Genomic DNA, 16,029 nt, shown 5'->3' with positions numbered 1-16,029 from the left:
CTTTTGTGCTTGGCCTTTTTAGAAGGCTGGGGCGCCCTGGGGCTGCTGGGCGATGCCCAAGGAGGCTGTGTACTTGGCGAGGGCCAGCTTGCCGATGGCGGGGTAGGCGCCGAGGGCCTCGGAGGTGGCGCAGTCGACCTCGGCTGCGGCCGCCGTGAGGAGCGCGGTGTCGATCTCCGGGCCGATCAGGTACGGCGCGAGCGCGAGCTGCTGCGAGCCCGAGGCGCGGAGCTGTTCGGCGATGGAGGCGATGGAGCCCTCCTGGTCCAGCGCGGCGGCCATCACCGGCACGGCGAGGCGCGCGGCGAGCAGCATGCCGGTGATGCCGGCGGCCTGCACGGCCTCCTCGCCGCCCACGGACGCCAGGATGATGCCGTCGGCCGCGGTCGCCACCGTGAAGAGGCGGGCGCGGTCGGCACGGGCGAGGCCCGCCTCCGACAGCCGCACGTGCAGCCCCTCCGCCAGCAGCGGGTGCGGACCGAGGACATCGGTCAGCTCGGCGGCGACCCGGCTGTCCATCACGGCCTGGCGGGTCTGCCGCAGCAGGGCGTTGTCGGGACCGGCCAGCAGCGGCACGACCACGGCCACCGGACCGTCCGGCGCCTTGGCGTCGGAACCGGCGGCGACGGCCTGCTCGTGGCGGGCCGTGCGCTCCTCGGCGGCGCGCGCCAGGACGGCGCTCAGGGTCGGGAATTCGTCGTCGTCCCCGTCCAGGTAACCGATCCGCGCGTCGAGGCCGGGCAGCTCGGAGCGGGCGATGCTCACGACCTCCTCGGCGAGGCTGCGCGTGGCGGCGCTGGGCGCACCGGGCACCGCGAGGACGAACGCGGGCGCGTCCTCGGGAGCCACCAGCGGCTCCGGACGGCGGTGCCGTCCGGGCTGGCGGGGTCGCGGCATTCGTACTGGCAGGCCGGACTCGGGTCCAGTGGGGGAGCTCATGGCGCCGCATGTTACTGGTTTCCCGAGCGCCCCTGTTCGGGGAGGGTGCAGGTGAGCGGTATCCGTCCGGTTTTGTCGGATGAGTTGCGTACATGGGGCGGCTGATCCGGTCCCGTATTGGGTAGTTGAGGGCTCGGTGGGACGGATTTCCCTTTATGTCGGCCTCTTGTGTGCGCCGTTCACATGCAGCAGGTGCGGGTCCTCGGGCCATACGGCGTTCCCCGACGCCAGCGCGACGGCCAGCCGGACGCAGCCGTGCAGGGGATCGCCCTCGGCCACCGTCTGCCGGGCGTGGGGTATCTGTCGGGTCAACTCCTCGTGCAGGAAGGTGAGGAGAGGTTCGGCCAGATTCAACAGGCCACCGGTGCAGGCTACTTCGGGCATGCCGGACGCCGGGCACGCGGCGGCGACCGACTCGGCCATGTGACGGGCCGCCGCGCGCAGGATGCCGGTGGCGACGGGGTCGTGCGGGGCGCAGGCGGCGACGTCCGGGGCGAAGGAGGCGAGCAGGGCCGCGCGGTCGGGCCGGGGATAGATCAGGCCCGGCAGCTCCGGGGGCTGCCCGAACCGCTCCCGCGCCCGCTCCAGCAGCGGTACGGAGCCGCCCGCGCGGCCGTCGTACGCCCGTAGCGCCGCCTCCAGGCCGGCCCGTCCGATCCAGGCACCGCCGCCGCAGTCGCCCAGCAGGTGGCCCCAGCCGTCCGCGCGGCGCCAGGTGGTCAGGTCCGTGCCGATGGCGATCAGGCCGGTGCCGGCCGCGAGCACGGCGCCCGGGCGTGGTCCGAGGGCGCCGATGTACGCGGTGACCGCGTCGGCGGCGAGGGCTACGGTCCGTACGTCCAGCGCTTCGGTCAGCGCGTCCGGCAGCTCGGCGCGGAGGGCGTCGCCCAGGGTGGCGAAGCCGGCGGCGCCGACGACGACGGTGGTCAGCTCGTCCACGCCTGCCTCGGCCGCGAGGGTGCGCGCCAACGGCAGTACCAGCTCCAGCAGATGGGCCGGGTCGATGCCTCGTTCCCCGGTCCGTACCGGCTCGGCGGACCTGCCCTCCATGGGTGGCGCTCCACCGTACGTCCCCACGGCCACGCGCAGGCCGGAGCCTCCGGAGTCGACCGCGAGGAAGCCGGAGTCGGGCGGGTGGGCCGTGCTGTCCTCTGGGAACAACGGGATTCCCCTTCTCCTCGCCGGAGCGTCCGCGACGGAGGCAGGGTAGCGGGAGAGAGGATGTGCGCGGGTGTCGATCCACAGCCGTTCGGGTGATGTCGGTGGTGGCCAGTAGAGTGACTTGACGTGGCACGACGACCGTTGAACGAACTTGTAGAGGCCGGCTGGGCGAAGGCCCTGGACCCGGTGGCCGACCGCATCACGGCCATGGGGGACTTCCTGCGTGCCGAGGTGGCGGCGGGGCGGACCTATCTGCCGTCCGGGGCGAATGTCCTGCGGGCCTTCCAGCAGCCCTTCGACGATGTACGGGTCCTGATCGTGGGTCAGGACCCTTACCCGACGCCGGGCATGGCGATCGGGCTGAGCTTCGCGGTGGCGCCGGAGGTGCGGTCGCTGCCGGGCAGCCTGGAGAACATATACCGGGAGCTGAACACCGACCTGGGCCTGCCCCGGCCCTCCAACGGTGACCTGACCCCGTGGACCTCCCAGGGTGTCCTCCTGCTGAACAGGGCGCTCACCACCGCGCCCCGCAAGCCCGGCGCCCATCGCGGCAAGGGCTGGGAAGAGGTCACCGAGCAGGCCATCCGCGCCCTCGCCGCCCGAGGCAAGCCCCTGGTGTCCATCCTCTGGGGCCGCGACGCCCGCAACCTCCGCCCCCTCCTCGGCGACTACCCGGCCATCGAGTCCGCCCACCCCTCACCCATGTCCGCCGACCGGGGCTTCTTCGGCTCCCGGCCGTTCAGCCGGGCCAACGAGCTGCTGACGAACCAGGGCGCGGAGCCGGTGGACTGGCGCCTGCCGTAGGGCGCCGCGAGGTGGGCCGACGTATCCGCGCCGGCCCACCGGGCTTGCCAAAGCGTGGGCCCCGCCCGCAGCGGGCGCGCTCCTCAGCCCACCACCGCCGCCCGCACGCACAGCACGTCCGGCAGATGGGACGCCAACTGCTCCCACGTGTCCCCGTCGTCCGCGGAGGCGAACACCTCGCCGTTGCGGTTGCCGAAGTACACGCCCGCCGGGTCGGCGTCGTCGGTGCAGAGGGCGTCGCGGAGGACGGTGCCGTAGTGGTCGTCCTGGGGGAGGCCCTGCGAGAGGGGTTCCCAGGATTTGCCGGCGTCGGGGGTGCGGAAGACGCGGCAGCGGTGGTCGGCGGGGACGCGGTCGGAGTCGGCGTTGATGGGGAAGACGTAGGCCGTGCCGCCCCGGTGCGGGTGTGCGGCGACGGCGAAGCCGAAGGTCGAGGGGAGGCCCTCGCCGATGTCGGTCCAGTGGGCGCCCGCGTCGTCGCTGCGGTAGACGCCCCAGTGGTTCTGGAGGTACAGGCGGTCGGGGTCGTCCGCGTCCCGGGCGACCTTGTGCACGCACTGGCCGAACTCCGGGTCGGGGTCGGGGAGGAACGCGGCGGAGACACCTGAGTTAGACGGGGCCCAGCTCTCGCCGCCGTCCGTCGTACGGAACACCCCGGCCGTCGAGACCGCCACCGTCACCGCGCGCGGATCTCGGGCATCGGTCAGTACCGTGTGCAGCCCCTCCCCGCCGCCGCCCGGCACCCATTGTGAGCGGGTCGGGTGCTCCCACAGCGGGCGCACCAGCGCGAAGCTCTCGCCCCGGTCCTCGGAGCGGTACAGCGCGGCCGGTTCCGTGCCCGCGTACACCACGTCCGGCTCGGCGGCGGCCGGGTGCAGTTGCCAGACGCGTTCCAGCGAGGCGCCGGTGTCCTTGGGGAACTTGACGGCGGGCTGGGCCGGTTCCGACCAGGTGCGGCCCAGGTCGTCGGAGTGGAACACCGACGGGCCCCAGTGCGCGCTGTCGCCGCTGGCCAGCAGGCGGGGGGTGTCACCGCGGGTGTCGATGGCGACCGCGTAGACCGCCTGGGCGTTGAAGCGGGGGCCGTCGTCGAACTCCCAGGAGCCTCCGCGGCGTCGGCCGATGAACAGGCCCTTGCGGGTTCCCACGGCGAGCAGTACCTCGGTCATGACGACCACCTCCGGGACTTCGTTGTCCACTGTGCCGCATCGGTGTCGGACGCGGCATTCTCCGATTCCGCCCAGTCTGCACCCCACCACTGACAGTGACCCTGAGCAACGGGCGCCGGGCGTCCGTATCGGAGGGCGGTCCGGTCTTTCGGTGCGCTCGGGAGGAGGCTGGCCTTGGAGGCGTTCCGTGGTCCGCGTCGGTGGCTCTGGCGGTGGCGGAGGAATCCGCTGCGGCGCCGTGCCGACGTGGTGGAGGGGTGGGTACTGGCGGGCGCCTGGCTGCTGACCCTGCTGGCCGGGACGGTCGCGGGGCTCGTGACCGCGCGGGCGGTCGAGCACGACCTCGCCCGGGAACGGGCCGCCACGCATCCGATGATCGCCTACGTCGTCACGCGCGCCCCCGGCCGCTCCGGCGCCCGCAGCTCCACCGGCGAACGCGTCTGGGCGGAGGTCCGCTGGACCGCCCCCGACGGCTCGCCCCGCACCGGCCAGGTCCGCGTCACACCGGGCGCGGCGACGGGTGCACCGGTCGCCGTCTGGACCGACGCGTACGCCCACCTGGCCAACCGTCCCGCCACCCCCACCGAGGCGTCCGTCCGCGCCGCCTTCATCGGCACCCTGGCCGCCACCACCGCAGCAGCCGCCCCCTCCGCCGCAAGCCGCCTCCTGCTCATCCGACTGGAACGCCACCGCCTCGCCCTCTGGGACACCGAGTGGTCCCGCCTGGGCCCCCAGTGGGGCCGCAAGACGGGCTGACGGCGCGACCGGCATGGGCAGAGACCCCGCGCCCCCCTCAGACCGGCAGCGCGCTCAGACCGGCGCCCCCTCAGACCGGTAGCGCCCGATCCAGGATCGCCCCCAGATCCGTCCCCGAAGGCAGCGTCCCGAAGGAGTGCCCCCAATCACCCCCCAGCCGCGTCGCGCAGAACGCGTCCGCCACCGCCGGAGGCGCATGACGGACCAGGAGCGACCCCTGCAGGGCCAGGGCCATCCGCTCCACCACCCGCCGCGCACTCAATTCGTCCGCCCCCGCCAGTTCCCGCTGCAGCGAGGTCACCGTCGCGTCCAGGTGGCCATTCGCGCCCCGCGCGAGGGCCAGCTCACCGAAGAACGACTCCGCGCTCTCCGGTGACCGTCCCAACGCCCGCAGCACGTCCAGGGCGTTGACGTTGCCCGACCCCTCCCAGATCGACAGCAGCGGGGCCTCGCGGTAGTGGCGGGGCATGCCGGAGTCCTCGACGTAGCCGTTGCCGCCGAGGCATTCGAGGGCCTCGGCGGTGAAGGCGGGGCCGCGCTTGGTGACCCAGTACTTGCCCACGGCGGTGGCGATCCGGCGGAACGCCCGCTCGCCCTCGTCGCCGCGCACCGCGCGGTCCGCCGCGCCCGCGAGCCGGAGGGTCAGCGTCGTGGCCGCCTCCGACTCCAGGGCCAGGTCGGCAAGGACGTTCCGCATGAGGGGCTGGTCGAGCAGGCGGGCGCCGAAGGCGCTGCGGTGCCGGGCGTGGTGGCCGGCCTCGACCAGGGTCTTGCGCATCAGGGTCGCGGAGGACATCACGCAGTCCAGCCGGGTGCAGTTGACCATCTCGATGATCGTCTTCACCCCGCGCCCCTCCGGCCCGACCAGCCACGCCACCGTGCGGTCGAACTCCGGCTCGGAGGACGCGTTGGAGCGGTTGCCGAGCTTGTCCTTGAGGCGCTGGATGCGGAAGGTGTTGCGGGTGCCGTCCGGCAGCACGCGCGGCACCAGGAAGCAGGAGAGCCCGCCCGGAGCCTGCGCCAGCACCAGGAACACGTCGCACATCGGCGCCGAGGTGAACCACTTGTGCCCGCGCAGCGTGTACACGCCGGGCTCGTCCGTCGGTGTGGCCACGGTGGTGTTGGTGCGGACGTCGGAGCCGCCCTGCTTCTCGGTCATGCCCATCCCGGCGAGCAGGCCCCGCTTCTCGGTGGGCACGCGCAGCCCCGGCTCGTACTCCCGGCTGGTGAGCAGCGGTTCGTACACCTTCGCCAGCTCCGGCTGGGCGCGCAGGGCGGGGACGGCGGCGTACGTCATCGAGGTCGGGCAGCCGTGGCCCGCCTCGGTGTGCCCCCAGACCAGGCCGCCCGCCGTACGGGCCACGTGCGCGCCGGGGCGGTCCTCCGCCCACGGGGTGCCGGCCAGGCCCTCGGCGACGGCGGTGCGCATCAGGTGGTGCCAGCTCGGGTGGAACTCGACCTCGTCGACGCGGTTGCCGTACCGGTCGTGGGTGCGCAGCTCCGGCTCGTGCCGGTTGGCCAGCTCGCCCCACTCCTGCGCCTCGGCGCCACCCGCGCGCAGCCCCAGCAGCCGGACACCGTCCTCGGCCCACCCGGCGCCCTCCCGGCGCAGCCCCTCCAGCAGGGCGGCGTCGGCGGACGCGTCGTAGGGAGCGAGCGGCGGGGGCTGGTTGGTGACGTCGTGGGTGGCTGTGGGCATCGACTGCTCGGGCATCGGGACCATACGGCCATGTTGCACTCTCCGTACGGTTGTAGCAATGACGCAACATGGATCGGCGCACGTACAGTACGTCCCCATGCGCATCAACCCGTCGGCCGAGCCGGTGACCAGGCCGTTGTCCGCGCGGTCGGTCGTGCTGAGCCTGCTGCTCGGCGCGCACCCGCCCCGGCTGCCGGTACGGGAACTGGTGCGGCTGGTCGAGCCGTTCGGCGTGGGCGGCTCCACGCTCCGGGCCGCGCTCAGCCGGATGGTGGCCGCGGGCGATCTGCGCCGCACCGACGCGGTGTACGGGCTCAGCGACCGCCTGCTGGCCCGGCAGCGCCGCCAGGACGAGGCCGTGGCGCCGCGCACGCGCGCGTGGGACGGCGACTGGGAGATGGTCGTGATCACGGCGACCGGACGCGGCCCGGCCGAGCGCGCCGACCTTCGCGCCCGGCTGACCGCGCTGCGTCTGGCCGAACTACGCGAGGGTGTCTGGCTGCGCCCCGCCAACCTCGCCCGCCCGCTGCCCGAGGAGCTGACCGGGGTGGCCCTGACCTACACCGCCCGCCCCGACGAGCCCGTCGCCGAACTGGTGTCCCGGCTGTGGCCCCTGGACACCTGGGCCGCCGAGGCCCGCGCCCTCCTCGGCCGGGCCACCGGCGCCCGCCACCCGGCCGACCGCCTCACCGCCTACGCGGCCGTCGTACGCCATCTGCTCACCGACCCGGTCCTGCCCCCGCCCCTGCTCCCCGCCGACTGGCCGGGCGACGCGCTCCGGGCGGCCTACGCCGGGTACCAGCGGGAGCTGGCCGCGTCCTAGCGGGCGGCCGAGTGGCGCGTGCCCGGTGCTTGGCGTCTCCTGGGAGTGGAGGGGGTGACCAGCGTGCGCGTGCTTACGGGCACCGGGTGGGGCACGGCAGGCGATCTCGCCCGAGGAGAGTCATGGCTGAGCACACGTCGTCATCGGTCCTCACCGCGCCCCTGCGCGGCGCCGCCTCCGTCCTGAGCAAGGTGCCCGGCGCGTCGATGGTCAACAAGGCGGCCCAGGACACGCTGGACGTGATCGGCGTGGTCTCGCCCCGTGGACGGCGCCTCGCGGTGTACGCCGGGGCGGGCGTGCTCGGCGTCGCCGGGGTGGTGGAGTGGCCCGTGGCGCTGACCGGAGCCGCCATCGCCTGGCTGACCCAGCCCCGCCCGCCGCTGGTGACCCCGGTGGCCGAGACCACGGAGGTCGTGGTCGAGGAGCCCGCCCCCGCCAGCGAGGCCGAGGTGGGCGAGGCGGCGCTGCACACCAGGCACCACGACGCCCCCGGCCCGGTGAAGGCCACGGACACGGAGTCCGCGCACTCGGAGCCCGCGCACCCGGAGTCGCCCAAGAAGCACGGCAAGAAGTCCGGCAAGCAGTCCAAGGGCGCCACCGGACAACTCGGGCCCACCGCCCGCCCCGAACGCACCAGCCTTTGACGGCCTCGATGGTCCTCCACCTCCTCACCGCCCCCTCCGCCGCCACCCGCCTGCCCCGGCTCCTGGCGGAGGCCGCTGCCCCGCTGATCGGCGCGGCGGCCGGCGCCGCCGTGGGCACCGCGCGGGCGGGCGTACGCGGCGCGGACGCGGCCGTACGCGTCACCCGCGTCGCCCGCACCGCGCTGCCCGGCGGCCCCGCCCACTGGCGCTCCGGCGCCCGCGTCCACCTCCCGCTGCGCACCGCCGAACCCGACCGGGTCCGGGGCGAGGGCGGCCGCGCCCACCTGGCCCGCCGGATCGCGACGGCCCTCGCCGACCGGCCCGACGTCCTCCTCGCCTACTGGGACGAGGGTCTGGCCCGCCTGGTCGTGACCATGACCGAGGACGCCGTGAGCGACCGGGTCGTGGACCGCGCCGCCGAACTCGCCGTACGCGACGGCCTGCTCGTCGCGGGCGGCGACCCCGAGGAGTACGACCACCCCGCCGACCCGGCCGGCGTACGCGCCGCCGCCACCACCCTCGCCGTAGACCTGGCCGGCATCGGCGCCGCCCTCACCGGCTACGTCCTGCGGCTGCCCCCCACACCCCGCGCGGTCACCGCCTGCGTGACCCTGCTCCGGGAGAACCCGCGCGTCCGCGCCCTGCTGCGCAGCCGGATCGGCGCCGCGCGCATGGACCTCCTGCTGGCCGGTGCCAACGCGCTCGTGCACGCCGCCGGACAGACCCCCACCTCGCTCGTCCTCGACGGCACCCTGCGCTCCCTCCAGCTCACCGAGACCGTGGCCCGCGCCGCCGCCTTCGACTCCCTGCACGACGAGCTGTGCGGCCCCGAGCGCCTGAGCGTCGCCCCCACCGGCTCCCCGCGCCCCCCGCTGCGCGAGTCCCCGGCCCAGGTGTACGCCGCCCATGCCTCGGCGGGCAGTGTGCTCGGCGCGGTGGCCGCACTGCTGGTCAAGCGGGACCTGAACTCGGCCGCCGAGGCCGCCCTCTCCGGCTCGCCCAAGGCCGCCCGGTACGCCCCGGCCGCCTTCCACGCCGTACTCGGCACCGCCCTCGCCCGCTCCGACGTGCTGGTCCGCGACCCGGAACGGCTCAGACAACTGGAGATGGCCGGGACCCTGCTGCTGCACCCGAGCGCGCTGCGCACCGACGAGGGGCTGCCCGACCCGTGGACCGAGGCCGTGCTCGACGCGGCCCGCCGCGCCCGGCTGCGCGTGGTCCTCGTCGACGACCCGGCGCTGGAGGACTTCGCCGGGCTCGCGGACCAAGTGGTCGACGCCAGAAGGCCTTTGGACGATGTCGTACACGCCCTGCGCGGGGAACTGGACGCCGAGGACGCCGAGCACGGGGCAGGCGGCGAGGAGCACGTCGTCATCACCGTCGCCCGGCCGCGCGCCCTTGAGGAGACCGACGTCCTGGCCGGGCTCGACGCCGCCGACATCGCCGTCGCGCTCACCGACCGGGAGGGCGCCGTCATCTGGGGCGCCGACATCCTCGCCCCGCACGGCCTGCCCGACGTGTGGCGGCTGCTCACCGCGATCCCGGCCGCCCGCACGGTCGGCAGCCGGGGCCAGATCCTGGCCCGCTCCGGCGCCGCGCTCTCCGGGCTGCTGGTGGCCATCGGCGAGGCCCGGCGCGGCCGGGGGCGCCGCTCGGTGCTGCCCGGACTGCGGCACGCCCCCGTCGACACCGGCGCGCTCACCGCCCTGGTGTACGGCGTCTGGGCCGCCCTCAAGGTGTCCGCCGCCCGCGCCCCGCACCCGCGCGCCCGCGTGCGCTGGCACGAGCTGGACCCCGACGAGACGGTGGAACGCCTGGACCGCGAGGCACCCCCCGAACCGGGCGTGCTGGAGCGAGCCGCCGGCGAGGCCCGTAGGACGGCCGGCCGGATCGCCCGTGTCCCCGCTCTCGCCCCGGCCCGCTTCACCTGGCAGCTCGGCCGGGCCGTACGCGGCGAGCTGGACGACCCGCTCACCCCGGTGCTGGCCGTCGGCTCCGCCGCCTCCGCGATCCTCGGCTCGGTCGTGGACGCCCTGCTCGTCGTCGGTGCCCTCGACCTCAACGCGCTGGTCGGCGGGATCCAGCGGCTGCGCGCCGAGCGGGCGCTGTCCGGGCTGCACGCCGAGCAGCAGCGCAAGGCACGGGTCGCGCCCCCGCCGGAGGAGGCGCCCGCCGGGGGCACCCGCACCGTGGACGCCGGGCAACTGCTGCCCGGCGACGTGATCGAGCTGAAGGGCGACGACGTGGTCCCCGCCGACGCCCGGCTGCTCCGGCAGGACGGCCTGGAGGTGGACGAGTCCGCGCTGACCGGCGAGTCCCTGCCCGTGCACAAGCACGTCGGGGCCACTCCGCACGCGGCCGTCGCCGACCGGCGCTGCATGGTCTTCGAGGGCACCACCGTCGTCGCGGGCACCGCGCACGCCGTCGTCGTCGACACCGGTGAGCGCACCGAGGCCGCCCGTGCCGTCCACCTCGCCGCCCGCACGCCCCCGGCGGCCGGGGTGCAGGCCCGGCTCCAGGAACTCACCCGCAAGGCACTGCCGTTGACCCTCGCCGGTGGCGCGGCCGTGACCGGGCTCGCCCTGCTGCGCGGCACCCCGGTGCGCGAGGCGGTCAGCGGGGGCGTGGCCGTCGCGGTCGCCGCCGTGCCCGAGGGGCTGCCGCTGGTCGCCACCGTCGCCCAGCTCGCCGCCGCCCGGAGGCTCAGCCGCGACGGCGTCCTCGTCCGCACCCCGCGCACCCTGGAGGCGCTGGGCCGGGTCGACACCTTCTGCTTCGACAAGACCGGCACCCTCACCGAGAACCGGCTCCGGGTCGTGCGGGTGACCGACGCCGAGGGCATCGAATGGGCGGCCGGTGACGCGGGCGAGCCGGGCCCCGCCGCGACCTTGCGCCGCGCCGCCCGCGCCTGCCCGCGCGTCAACGGCGGCTCCGGGCGCCCGGTGCACGCCACCGACGAGGCCGTCATCGACGCGGCCGCCCCCGACCCCAACTGGACCCAGCTCGGCGGCCTCTCCTTCGAGGCCGCGCGAGGCTACGCCGCCGCCGTGGGCCGCGACGGCGACGGCCCCCGCACCCTGGTCGTCAAGGGCGCCCCCGAGACCGTCCTGCCCGGCTGCGCCGACCTCTCCGCCCGTGCCCACGACTCCGCGCACTCCCTCGCCGGAGCCGGACTGCGCGTCCTCGCGGTGGCCATGCGGCGCCTCGACGAGGGCGAGTCGGACTCCGACGCCCTCCAAGGGCCGCTGCACGGGCTGGAGTTCACCGGTCTGCTCGCACTCTCCGACGTACCCCGCGAGACCTCCAAGGCGCTGGTGCGCGGCCTCTACGAGGAGGGCGTACGGCCGGTCATGCTCACCGGCGACCACCCGCAGACCGCCCGTGCCATCGCCCGGGAACTCGGCTGGCCCGAGGACACCGAGGTGGTCACCGGCGACGAACTGGTCGCCGCGGACCGGCGTACCCGTGCCCGGATGCTGCGGGACGCCGGTGTTGTTGCCCGTGTCGCGCCCGAGCAGAAGCTCCAGGTCGTGGAGGCGCTGCGGGACGCGGGCCGGGTGGTCGGCATGGTCGGCGACGGTGCCAACGACGCCGCCGCGATCCGGGCCGCCGACATCGGCGTCGGCATCAGCGCGCGGGGCTCGGCCGCCGCGCGCAACGCCGCCGACATCGTCCTCACCGACGACGACCTGACCGTCCTCATCGACGCCATCGGGGAGGGGCGTTCGCTGTGGCACAGCGTCGCGGACGCCATCGCCATCCTCATCGGCGGCAACGCGGGCGAGGTCGGCTTCGGCATCCTCGGCACCCTGCTCTCCGGCACCGCCCCGCTGTCCACCCGGCAGATGCTGCTGGTCAACCTCTTCACCGACCTCTTCCCGGCCATGGCGGTGGCCGTGACCCCGAAGGACGGCGACGAGACCGAGGTACGCAGCCGCACCGCCTCCCCGGAGGACGCGGCGGGCGGGGTCCTCGGCACCCCGCTGATCCGGCAGATCCGGCACCGCGCCCTGACCACCGCGCTGGGCGCCATCACCGCCTGGCTCATCGGCCGCTTCACCCCCGGCACCGCCCGCCGCGCCAGCACCATGGCATTGTGCGGCGTCGTCGGCACCCAGCTCGTGCAGACCCTCCTCGACCGCCGCGACAGCACCCTGGTCCGCGTCACCGCCCTCGGCTCCGCCGCGGTCCTGGTGGCCGTCATCCAGACCCCCGCCGTCAGCCACCTGGTCGGCTGCACCCCGCTCGGCCCGATGGCCTGGGCGGGCGTCGCCGTGGCCATCGCCGCAGCCCTTGCGGCCCAGCGGACGCTGCCCCGGCTGGAGGAGATCGTCGCCGGACTGGTGCCGACGGAGGAACCGGCCTAGACGCGCTCCTCGACCGGTACCGGAGCCTCCTCGGTCTTCCGGCCGGGCAGGTGGTTGAACAGCAGGTTCAGCACGATCGCCGTCAGGCACCCCGCGCTGATGCCGCTGTTCATCACCGTCTGGAACCAGTCCGGGAACTTCGCGTACACCGTCGGCACACCCACCGGGAGCATGCCGACCGCGACCGAGACCGCGACGACGGTCAGGTTGTGGTTGTCCCGGAAGTCCACGCGGGCCAGGGTGCGCAGGCCGCTCGCCGCGACCGTGCCGAACATGACCAGCCCCGCCCCGCCGAGCACCGGCGCCGGTACGGCGGCCACGACGGCGCCCAGCTTGGGCAGCAGCCCGAGCAGGACGAGAAGGGCACCCGCGGCGGCGACCACCCACCGGCTGCGGACCCGCGTCATGCCCACCAGGCCCACGTTCTGCGCGTACGCCGTGTACGGGAAGGTGTTGAAGACCCCGCCCAGCACGGTCGACAGGCCGTCCGCGCGCAGCCCGTCCGCCAGGGAGCGCGGCTCGACCTCGCGGCCGGTCAGCTCGCCCACCGCGATGAGGTCACCGGTCGTCTCCGTCATCGTTACCAGCGCCACCACCAGCATGGACACGATCGCGGACACCCGGAACTCCGGCGCCCCGAAGTGGAACGGGGTGCTGATCCCCACCCAGTCCGCGTCCGCGACCCCGCCGAAGTCCGTGAAGCCGAACGGCACCGCGACGGCCAGACCCACCACGATGCCGGTCAGCACCGCCACCCGCGCCAGGAAGGGCGGGGCGAAGCGCTGCACCCCCAGCACCACCAGCAGGACGAACGCGGCCAGCGCGAGGTTCCGGGGCGCCCCGAAGTCCTTCGCACCAGCACCGCCGGCCGCCCAGTTGCCCGCGACCGGCAGCAGGGAGACCCCGATGATCAGGATGACCGTGCCGGTGACCAGCGGCGGGAAGAACCGCAGCAGCCGGCCGAAGACCGGCGCCAGCAGCACGATCGCCAGCCCCGCGACGATCACCGAGCCGTAGATCGCGGGCAGCCCGCCGCCCGTCGTACCGATCAGCACCATCGGCGAGACGGCCGCGAAGGTACACCCCTGCATGATCGGCAGCCGTACCCCGAACCGCCAGAAGCCGACGCACTGGATCAGCGTCGCCACCCCGCACACCAGCAGGTCGGCGGTGATCAGATACGCCAGGTCGGCGGGGGAGAGCCGCATGGCGCCGCCCACGATCAGCGGGACGGCCACGGCGCCCGCGTACATGGCGAGCACATGCTGGAGCCCGAAGGCCGCGAGCTGCCGTACCGGGGGTATCTCGTCGACGGGGTGCACTTCGGCGGTCGTGGCCATGGGGCCTCCTGAGCGGCGGGTGGGGAGCGGCAACCGGACAGCACGAGACCGTAGGGGCCTTGAACAATTTGTTGATTTCCGGTGCGTTGCCGCTGTGTGTCATGCCCACGTGAACGGTGGGGACACCCTCGGCCGCGCTACTCCGGCCGCGCCGCCGCCCACAGCGCGTCCCAGTCGGACAGCTTGACCGGGTTCCGGCCCAGGCTCGCGCCCAGCTCCGCCTCGGCCCGCTCGATCGCCAGCCATCCCGGCCACTCCACCGGGTCCGCGCCCGCCGCCCGCAGCCCCGGAAGCGGGTCCTGCGGCACCTCGCGGGCCTCCAGCGCGGGGGCGTCCGCCAGCAGCGAGGTCACCGTCTCCTTGGCGCAGGAGCGATTGCTGCCGATGACGCCGGTCGGGCCGCGCTTGATCCACCCGGCCACGTACGCGCCCGGCACCGGCACGCCGTCGCTCAGCACCCGGCCCGCCAGATGCGGCACCATCCCGGTCACCGGGTCGGACGGCAGCCCCTCCGGCGGCATCCCCCGGTACCCGACCGAACGGAGCACCAACTGCGCCGGGACGTCCTCGAACACGCCCGTGCCCCGCACCCCGCCCTGCCCGTCCGGCTCGGTGCGCTCGAAACGGACCCCGCCCACCCGGCCGTCCGTCTCCAGCACCTCAACCGGACGCAGGAAGAACCGGAGGCGGATCGTCCGCTCGGTGTCCGGGGGAGAGGTGGCGGCCCAGTCCCGCAGCACCTCCGCGTTACGCCGCTGGGCCGCCGGCAGCGCCGACAGGTCCACGAAGCCGGGGTCGAGCGCCAGTTCCGCCGGGTCGACCGAGACCCCGACGCCCGGCAGATGGCCCAGCTCCCGCAGCTCCTTGGTGGTGAACCGGGCCTGCGTGGGCCCGCGCCGCCCCGCCATGAGCACCTCGCCGACCCCGCCCCCGGTCAGCATCTCCAACGCGGCCTGCGGCATGTCCGTCCCGTGCAGCTCCGCCGCGCCGCGCATCAGCATCCGCGTCACGTCGACGGCCACATTGCCGACCCCGATGACCACGGCCGAGCGGACATCGCGCAGGAAACCCTCGTCGGCCGCGTCCGGATGCGCGCTGTACCAGGACACGAACTCCGACGCCGACCAGCTCCCCGGCAGCTCCTCACCCGGAATGCCCAGCGGACGGCCCGCCGCCGCGCCCACGCAGTACACCACCGCGTGGTACAGCTCCCGCAGCCGCTCCACCGGCACCCCGTCCGGGCCGCCCACCCCGACCCCGCCCAGGAACCGGACCCGGTCGTGCTCCAGCACCGTCCGGAGGCTGCCCTGGAGCGACTTGATCTTCTCGTGGTCCGGGGCGACGCCGTAGCGCACCAGCCCGAAGGGGGCCGGCAGTCGGTCCAGCACGTCCACGTGCACGCCGGGGTGGCGCTCCACCAGGTTCTGCGCGGTGTAGCACCCGCTCGGTCCGGAGCCGACGACGGCGACCCGCAGCACGGCGTACTCCTCACCCCGTGGGCATCGGGTGACAGCCCTGACGGCTCCAGCATGGCACCGCGCGGCGGGGTCGGCAGGAGGGGTGGGCTACTCGGTGCGGTCGTCCGGCTGCTTGTCCGTGGCGAAGAAGCGGGACAGGTCGCCCCGGCAGGGCTCGCCGCCGCCCTGGGGCAGGCCCAGCTCCCCGTCGAGCCCGTACCGCTCGAACAGCTCCGCGCGCAGGACGGGGATCGGCATGGGCACGCCCGGCACCAGCGCCGCGTACACCGCGCCCATCAGGAGCGCCCGGAGCATGGGGTAGCCGGCGGTCACATCCTCGGCGCCGCTGCGGGCGATCGTGTCGCCGAGGAGCTCGGAGAGGCGCTGCTGCTCCGGGCACTGCACGAAGCCCTCCTCGTGCAGCAGGCCCGCCATGTGCTGGCGCATGAGCACCGGGCGCTCGCGGGCCAGGCCCAGGATCGCGTCGATGGCACGGGCCAGCCGCTCCCGCCCGTCCTCGGTACGCGGCTCCCGCTCCAGCGCCTCCTCCAGCGTGCGGTGCATCAGCCGGTGCACGGCGGACTGTACGAGCCGGCGCTTGCCGGGGAAGTAGTACGAGACCAGTCCGCGCGCCGATCCGGCGCGGTCCGCGATGTCGCCGAGGGTCGTCGCCTCGAAGCCGCGCTCGTCCACCAGTTCGACCGCTGCCTGGAGGAGCCGCTCGCGCGAACGCCGCCGCAGCTCTTCATTGACCGAGGCGCTGCGCGGGGACATTGTCGAACTCCTGCGTTGACTGGCTGTCAGCCAACTATACTCATGGCGTGAGGCACCGCATCGCGCGGGGCCTTTTCAGGGCTGCCGTTCGTCTGA

At 74.7% G+C, this 16,029-nt stretch carries 12 protein-coding genes; 5 read left to right on the top strand and 7 right to left on the bottom strand.

The features are described 5' to 3' along the window. Window positions 1-18: 18 nt before the first annotated feature. Both E5083_RS19235 and E5083_RS19230 read right to left on the bottom strand, forming a co-directional pair. A complete protein-coding gene (locus E5083_RS19235; RefSeq protein WP_135786929.1) occupies window positions 19-939 on the bottom strand; it encodes a sirohydrochlorin chelatase in 921 nt (306 codons plus the stop codon). Between the two features lie 153 nt (window positions 940-1,092). Beyond that, window positions 1,093-1,989: an N-acetylglucosamine kinase gene (locus tag E5083_RS19230; RefSeq protein WP_135786928.1), complete on the bottom strand. Its 897-nt coding sequence runs from the start codon at window positions 1,987-1,989 to the stop codon at window positions 1,093-1,095. Between the two features lie 237 nt (window positions 1,990-2,226). On the opposite strand from E5083_RS19230, the gene E5083_RS19225 reads away from it, so the two are divergent. Then, window positions 2,227-2,904, top strand: coding sequence for a uracil-DNA glycosylase (locus E5083_RS19225; protein WP_135786927.1), 678 nt, complete (start codon window positions 2,227-2,229; stop codon window positions 2,902-2,904). Between the two features lie 83 nt (window positions 2,905-2,987). On the opposite strand, the gene E5083_RS19220 is transcribed toward E5083_RS19225, so the two are convergent. Beyond that, complete coding sequence (locus E5083_RS19220; protein ID WP_425276734.1) at window positions 2,988-4,163, bottom strand: WD40/YVTN/BNR-like repeat-containing protein; 1,176 nt, start codon at window positions 4,161-4,163, stop codon at window positions 2,988-2,990. 84 nt (window positions 4,164-4,247) lie between these two features. Here E5083_RS19220 and E5083_RS19215 point away from each other — a divergent pair, with 84 nt between their 5' ends. Beyond that, window positions 4,248-4,829, top strand: a complete 582-nt coding sequence (locus E5083_RS19215; RefSeq protein WP_135786926.1) for an Rv1733c family protein — start codon at window positions 4,248-4,250, stop codon at window positions 4,827-4,829. Between the two features lie 70 nt (window positions 4,830-4,899). Here the strand turns inward: E5083_RS19215 and E5083_RS19210 are convergent, their stop codons facing one another. Then, window positions 4,900-6,552 (bottom strand): DNA alkylation response protein, encoded by a 1,653-nt coding sequence (locus tag E5083_RS19210; protein ID WP_135786925.1) that lies wholly within the window; start codon window positions 6,550-6,552, stop codon window positions 4,900-4,902. 73 nt (window positions 6,553-6,625) lie between these two features. Between E5083_RS19210 and E5083_RS19205 the strand changes: the two genes are divergently transcribed. The 3 genes from E5083_RS19205 to E5083_RS19195 all read left to right on the top strand — a co-directional run bounded on the left by E5083_RS19205 (window position 6,626) and on the right by E5083_RS19195 (window position 12,362). Next, window positions 6,626-7,351, top strand: coding sequence for a PaaX family transcriptional regulator C-terminal domain-containing protein (locus E5083_RS19205; RefSeq protein WP_135786924.1), 726 nt, complete (start codon window positions 6,626-6,628; stop codon window positions 7,349-7,351). Between the two features lie 122 nt (window positions 7,352-7,473). Next, complete coding sequence (locus tag E5083_RS19200; RefSeq protein ID WP_135786923.1) at window positions 7,474-7,995, top strand: prolipoprotein diacylglyceryl transferase; 522 nt, start codon at window positions 7,474-7,476, stop codon at window positions 7,993-7,995. Between the two features lie 8 nt (window positions 7,996-8,003). Further along, the gene (locus E5083_RS19195; RefSeq protein WP_135786922.1) at window positions 8,004-12,362 is read left to right on the top strand and encodes a cation-translocating P-type ATPase; all 4,359 of its coding nucleotides are present in this window, start codon (window positions 8,004-8,006) and stop codon (window positions 12,360-12,362) included. Here the strand turns inward: E5083_RS19195 and E5083_RS19190 are convergent. From E5083_RS19190 to E5083_RS19180, 3 genes are all read right to left on the bottom strand, one after another. Beyond that, a complete protein-coding gene (locus tag E5083_RS19190; RefSeq protein WP_135786921.1) occupies window positions 12,359-13,702 on the bottom strand; it encodes a nucleobase:cation symporter-2 family protein in 1,344 nt (447 codons plus the stop codon). The two genes, E5083_RS19195 and E5083_RS19190, sit on opposite strands and share 4 nt — an antisense overlap. Before the next feature lie 137 nt (window positions 13,703-13,839). Beyond that, window positions 13,840-15,180 (bottom strand): NAD(P)-binding protein, encoded by a 1,341-nt coding sequence (locus E5083_RS19185; protein WP_135786920.1) that lies wholly within the window; start codon window positions 15,178-15,180, stop codon window positions 13,840-13,842. Between the two features lie 87 nt (window positions 15,181-15,267). Then, on the bottom strand, window positions 15,268-15,933 hold the full coding sequence (locus E5083_RS19180; RefSeq protein WP_135786919.1) for a TetR/AcrR family transcriptional regulator: 666 nt from the start codon (window positions 15,931-15,933) through the stop codon (window positions 15,268-15,270). Window positions 15,934-16,029: the final 96 nt, after the last annotated feature.

Origin of the sequence: Streptomyces bauhiniae (assembly GCF_004784475.1) — a bacterium.
Lineage (GTDB): Bacteria > Actinomycetota > Actinomycetes > Streptomycetales > Streptomycetaceae > Streptomyces > Streptomyces seoulensis.
Note: the sequence above shows the minus strand (reverse complement) of the source record. Positions and strands in the feature narration are given on the sequence as shown.

Bases quoted from the DNA above. Each gene is read 5' to 3' on its own strand.
- E5083_RS19205 (WP_135786924.1), top strand. From the start codon at position 6,626: ATGCGCATCAACCCGTCGGCCGAGCCGGTGACCAGGCCGTTGTCCGCG.
- E5083_RS19190 (WP_135786921.1), bottom strand. From the start codon at position 13,702: ATGGCCACGACCGCCGAAGTGCACCCCGTCGACGAGATACCCCCGGTA.
- E5083_RS19230 (WP_135786928.1), bottom strand. From the start codon at position 1,989: ATGGAGGGCAGGTCCGCCGAGCCGGTACGGACCGGGGAACGAGGCATC.
- E5083_RS19180 (WP_135786919.1), bottom strand. From the start codon at position 15,933: ATGTCCCCGCGCAGCGCCTCGGTCAATGAAGAGCTGCGGCGGCGTTCG.
- E5083_RS19235 (WP_135786929.1), bottom strand. From the start codon at position 939: ATGAGCTCCCCCACTGGACCCGAGTCCGGCCTGCCAGTACGAATGCCG.
- E5083_RS19200 (WP_135786923.1), top strand. From the start codon at position 7,474: ATGGCTGAGCACACGTCGTCATCGGTCCTCACCGCGCCCCTGCGCGGC.
- E5083_RS19210 (WP_135786925.1), bottom strand. From the start codon at position 6,552: ATGGTCCCGATGCCCGAGCAGTCGATGCCCACAGCCACCCACGACGTC.
- E5083_RS19195 (WP_135786922.1), top strand. From the start codon at position 8,004: ATGGTCCTCCACCTCCTCACCGCCCCCTCCGCCGCCACCCGCCTGCCC.